This is a genomic window from Massilia sp. P2_C2 (assembly GCF_056404615.1).
On record NZ_JBFUDR010000360.1, the window covers coordinates 1 to 5,498 of the forward strand.

Consider the following 5,498-nt stretch of genomic DNA (forward strand, 5'->3'; position numbering starts at 1 on the left):
GTTCGGTTGTGTGGGGCATTACCCCTGATGGTATCCCGTACGGGTCATCGGGCCCGCAGGCCCGCGGGGCGCTGTGCCCCGACCATCGGTTACATGAAAGGAATCAATGCTGCTCGACCTGAGCACGCACGCGATTCGCTTCCATGTAGTCGCGCAAGACCTGGTTGATGCGGGTCTGGTAGCCCGGACCGGCGGCCTTGAACCATTCCAGCATGTCCACGTCGAGACGGATCGTGACGATCTGCTTCACGCCCGCGACGGCGTTGGTCTTCGCCGGAGCGATCTCTTCGTTGCGGACTGCCGGCTGGTCCCACTCAGGTACGTATTCTTTATTCATTTGCAATTCTTCCCATTTTGGCGGCGGAGCGAAGGCCCGCACGTGATTGGCCTGTATGTAGTCTAGGAACCACGCCAGCGGCGGCTCCATGGATTTAATTGTCGTCCCTGTATGTATCCGGGAAATTGCTAATTCGGGACGTTTTGTATCTTAGTGTAACAATGTGGCATTTGAAACACTATGTTACAAACGTCTTTACAGTCACGTCTGATTTTGAGTGAACCCGGAACCTTCGGCCGCACCGGGAACAAACTCGGCCAGTAACGGTATAATCACAGACCCGCCTCATATTTACCGCTTCACTTATCTTCAGCAGACCTCAGGAAAGCCAACGATGATCACCGCCGTCCACGCCATGTCCCCCGTCGAAGCCCAGTTGCGCGCGACCCTCGCCCGCCGCATCATGATCCTGGACGGCGCGATGGGCACGATCATCCAGCAATACAAACTGGACGAGCAGGCCTATCGCGGCGGCCCGAACGGCCGTTTCATCGATTTCACGGCCCCGGCCGACAGTGGGGCCCGTGAGCTGTTCGTCAAGGGCAACAACGAATTGCTGAACCTGACGCAACCGCAGATCATCCAGGAAATCCACGAGCGCTACCTGGCCGCCGGCGCCGACATCATCGAGACGAACACGTTCGGCGCCACCGGCGTCGCCCAGGACGACTACCACATGGCGCACCTCGTGCGCGAGATGAACGTGGAAGCCGCGAAGCTCGCGCGTGCCGCGTGCGTGAAGTATTCGACGCCGGACAAGCCGCGCTACGCCGCCGGCGCCCTCGGCCCGACGCCCAAGACGGCCTCGATCTCCCCGGACGTGAACGACCCGGCCGCGCGCAACGTGACGTTCGACCAGTTGGTCACCGCCTATTACGAACAGGTCGACGCACTCGTCGAGGGCGGTATCGACCTGATCCTGGTCGAGACCATCTTCGACACGCTGAACTGCAAGGCCGCCCTGTTCGCCATCGACCAGTATTTCGACGACCACCCCGACACGCCGCGCCTGCCGCTGATGATCTCCGGTACCGTCACCGACGCTTCGGGCCGCATCCTGTCCGGCCAGACCGTCCCGGCATTCTGGAATTCCGTACGCCACGCGAAGCCGCTGACGATCGGCCTGAACTGCGCGCTGGGCGCCGCCCTGATGCGCCCGTACGCGGAAGAACTGTCGCAAATTGCCGACACCTACGTCTGCATCTACCCGAACGCCGGCCTGCCCAACCCGATGAGCGACACGGGCTTCGACGAGCTGCCGTCCGACACGTCCGCGCTGCTGCGCGAATTCGCCGACGCCGGCTTCGTCAACGTCGCCGGCGGCTGCTGCGGCACGACGCCCGAACACATCCAGGCCATCGGCGAGCTGCTGGCCGATTGCCCGCCGCGTACCGTGCCCGAGATCCCCGTCGCACTGCGCCTGTCCGGCCTGGAGCCGTTCACCATCGACGACAGCTCGCTGTTCGTCAACGTGGGCGAGCGCACCAACGTCACGGGTTCGAAGGCGTTCGCGCGCATGATCCTGAACGAACAGTTCGACGAGGCGCTGTCCGTCGCGCGCCAGCAGGTCGAGAACGGCGCCCAGGTCATCGACATCAACATGGACGAGGCGATGCTCGATTCGCTGGCGGCGATGACGCGCTTCCTGAACCTGATCGCATCGGAGCCGGACATCTCGCGCGTGCCGATCATGATCGACTCGTCGAAATGGAGCGTGATCGAGGCCGGCCTGAAATGCGTGCAGGGCAAGGCGATCGTGAACTCGATCTCGATGAAGGAAGGCGAGGAAGAATTCCTGCGCCAGGCCCGTTTGTGCCGCCGCTATGGCGCGGCCGTGATCGTGATGGCCTTCGACGAAAAGGGTCAGGCCGACACGTTCGAGCGCAAGATCGAGATCTGCAAGCGCGCCTACGACACCCTGGTGCAGAAGGTCGGCTTCCCGCCCGAAGACATCATCTTCGACCCGAACATCTTCGCGATCGCCACCGGCATCGAGGAGCACAACAACTACGCCGTCGACTTCATCAACGCCACCCGCTGGATCCGCGAGCACCTGCCATACGCGAAGGTGTCGGGCGGCGTGTCGAACGTGTCGTTCTCGTTCCGCGGCAACGACCCGGCACGCGAGGCGATCCACACGGTGTTCCTGTACCACGCGATCAAGGCCGGCATGACGATGGGTATCGTCAACGCGGGCATGGTGGGCGTGTACGACGACCTCTCTCCCGAACTGCGCGAACGCGTGGAAGACGTCGTGCTGAACCGCCGCGAGGACGCGACCGAGCGCATGATCGAATTCGCCGGCACCTTGAAGGCCGGCGGCGCCAGGCAGGAGCAGAACCTCGAGTGGCGTAACGCGCCCGTCGGCAAGCGTCTGTCGCACGCCCTCGTGCACGGCATCACGCAATGGATCGTCGAGGACACCGAAGAAGCGCGCCAGCAGATCGCCAACGAAGGCGGCCGCCCGATCCAGGTGATCGAAGGCCCGCTGATGGACGGCATGAACGTCGTCGGCGACCTGTTCGGCCAGGGCAAGATGTTCCTGCCGCAGGTGGTGAAATCGGCGCGCGTGATGAAGCAGGCCGTTGCCCACCTGATCCCGTTCATCGAGGAAGAAAAGGCCGCCGAAGAAGCGCGCACGGGCATCGTCGCGAAACCGAAGGGCAAGATGGTGATCGCGACCGTCAAGGGCGATGTGCACGACATCGGCAAGAACATCGTCTCCGTGGTCCTGCAATGCAATAACTTCGAGATCGTCAACATGGGCGTGATGGTGCCCGCGTCCGAGATCCTCGCGAAGGCCAAGGAAGAGAACGCGGACATCATCGGCCTGTCCGGCCTGATCACGCCGTCGCTCGAAGAGATGGCCCACGTGGCGCGCGAGATGCAGCGCGATCCGTGGTTCCGCGACCGCCGCATTCCCCTGCTGATCGGCGGCGCGACGACGAGCCGCGCGCACACGGCCGTCAAGATCGCGCCGCATTACGAAGGCCCGGTGGTGTACGTGCMGGACGCGTCGCGTTCGGTGTCGGTGGGCCAGTCGCTCGTGACGGCCGACGTGCGCGACGACTACGTCGCCGAGATCGCGCAGGACTACGAACGCATCCGCGAACAGCACGCCAATAAAAAAGCGTTGCCGCTGGTGAGCCTGGAGCAGGCGCGCGCCAACAAGGCCCAGCTGGCGTTCGCGCCGGTGAAGCCGAAGTTCGTCGGCCGCCGCGTCTTCAAGAACGTCGACCTGGCCCTGCTGGCCCGCTACATCGACTGGGGCCCGTTCTTCCAGACCTGGGACCTGGCCGGCCCCTACCCCGCGATCCTGACGGACGAGGTGGTCGGCGAAGCGGCGGCGAAGGTGTTCGAGGAAGGCCAGGCGATGCTGAAGAAGATCATCGACGGCCGCTGGCTGACCGCGAACGGCGCCATCGCCCTGCTGCCGGCGAACAGCGTCAACGACGACGACATCGAGATCTACACGGACGACACGCGCAACGAGGTCGCCTTCACGTACTACGGACTGCGCCAGCAGGGCGTCAAGCCCGTGGTGGACGGCGTGCAGCGCCCGAACCAGTGCCTCGCCGACTTCATCGCGCCGAAGGGTTCCCACGTGGCCGACTACATCGGCATGTTCGCCGTGACGGCCGGCCTGGGTGCCGACAAGATCGAGAAGCGCTTCGAGGACGCCGGCGACGACTACTCGGCCATCATGGTGAAAGCCCTGGCCGACCGCCTGGCCGAAGCCTTCGCCGAATACATGCACGAGCGCGTGCGCACGGACCTGTGGGGCTATGCGACGGACGAGAAGCTGTCGAACGAGCAGCTGATCAAGGAAGAATACGTCGGCATCCGCCCGGCCCCGGGCTATCCGGCCTGCCCCGAACACACCGTCAAGGCGGACCTGTTCAAGACGCTGCAGGCCGACGAGATCGGCATGTCGCTGACGGAATCGTTCGCGATGTATCCGGGCGCCGCGGTGTCGGGCTTCTACTTCTCGCATCCGGAGTCGAAGTATTTCGTGGTCGGCAAGATCGGGCTGGATCAGCTCGAGGATATGGCCAGGCGGCGCAATATGCCGAAGGATGAGCTGGAGCGGCATCTCGCGCCGAACCTCTGATCACACGTCTGACGGGCACGTTCGTAGTGAGGCGGTAGGGTGTGCACTCCGTGCCCACGCGGACGTTTGCGCCATGTTGACGCTACGCGTGGGCACAGGGTGCCCACCCTACGCTACTGGTCAGGCGAGCCCCCTTCAGATCGCGTAGCGGACGACGCTGTCGGACCACTGGAACGCCGACATCTCCAGCTCGATCATGTCGTCGCCCGAGATCTGCAGCTCCTTCAGCGTGGGCAGCACGAATTCCGTGTTCTCGTCGGCCTGTTCGATGCTCTCGGCCAGCCTGAGCAGCTCGCCAAAGAAGCCGGTGCGCCCGACCAGGGCCTGGCGCACTTCGTCGCCGATGGGGATCTGCTCGACGATCTCGACCATCGGGATGCCGAACAGGACGTCCATCAGCGACATGATGCCGACCGTGAACCCGATGTCGGCCACCGCGCGCTGGCCGGGGCGCAGGCGCTGGGCCAGCAACTCCATCAGGCGGCCGCGCGTCGTGGCCAGCATCAGCAAGGGGGTCTGGTTATGGCCGCGCGTGGCCGGTTCCGCGTACAGCATGATCTGCAGCCAGCGCTGCAGCTGGCGCCGGCCCAGCACGAGCAGGGCCTGGTTGATGGAATCGATGCGCTGGATCGCGCCCACGGCAGGCGTATTCACGAGACGCAGCAGGTTCAGCGCCAGCGTCACGTCGCGCTTCACGGCGCGTTCGATGTCGGCATTGTCCGCGTCCGACGTCACGAGGTTCATCAGGTCGATCACGGCAAGCTGCGATGGCGACAGCTTGCGCCCGCCCAGCACGGACGGACGCGCAAAATAAAAGCCCTGGAAGTAATCGAAGCCGAGGTTCATCGCGGCCTGGTAGGTGTCGCGCGTCTCGACCTTTTCCGCGACCACGGTCTTTTCCATGCCGTGCAGGCGGCGCACGAGATTCGGCAACTGCGCGGGCGGCACGCTGCGCAGGTCCAGCTTGACGAAGTCGGTCAGCGGCAGCAGGCGCTGCAGGCGCAGGCTGTCGCCTTCGATGCCGTCCAGCGCGAAACGGAAGCCGTGGCC

General features: G+C 64.3%; 3 protein-coding genes. 1 reads left to right on the plus strand and 2 read right to left on the minus strand.

Annotated features, from left to right (window positions below):
- Positions 1 to 103: 103 nt before the first annotated feature.
- On the minus strand, positions 104 to 337 hold the full coding sequence (locus AC1DYX_RS27005; RefSeq protein WP_477264622.1) for a BrnA antitoxin family protein: 234 nt from the start codon (positions 335 to 337) through the stop codon (positions 104 to 106).
- A gap of 355 nt (positions 338 to 692) precedes the next feature.
- On the opposite strand from AC1DYX_RS27005, the gene metH reads away from it, so the two are divergent.
- The gene (gene metH, locus AC1DYX_RS27010) at positions 693 to 4,448 is read left to right on the plus strand and encodes a methionine synthase (protein ID WP_477264626.1); all 3,756 of its coding nucleotides are present in this window, start codon (positions 693 to 695) and stop codon (positions 4,446 to 4,448) included.
- Between the two features lie 135 nt (positions 4,449 to 4,583).
- On the opposite strand, the gene AC1DYX_RS27015 is transcribed toward metH, so the two are convergent.
- The coding region (locus tag AC1DYX_RS27015; protein WP_477264624.1) for an EAL and HDOD domain-containing protein at positions 4,584 to 5,498 on the minus strand (915 nt) is incomplete at its 5' end.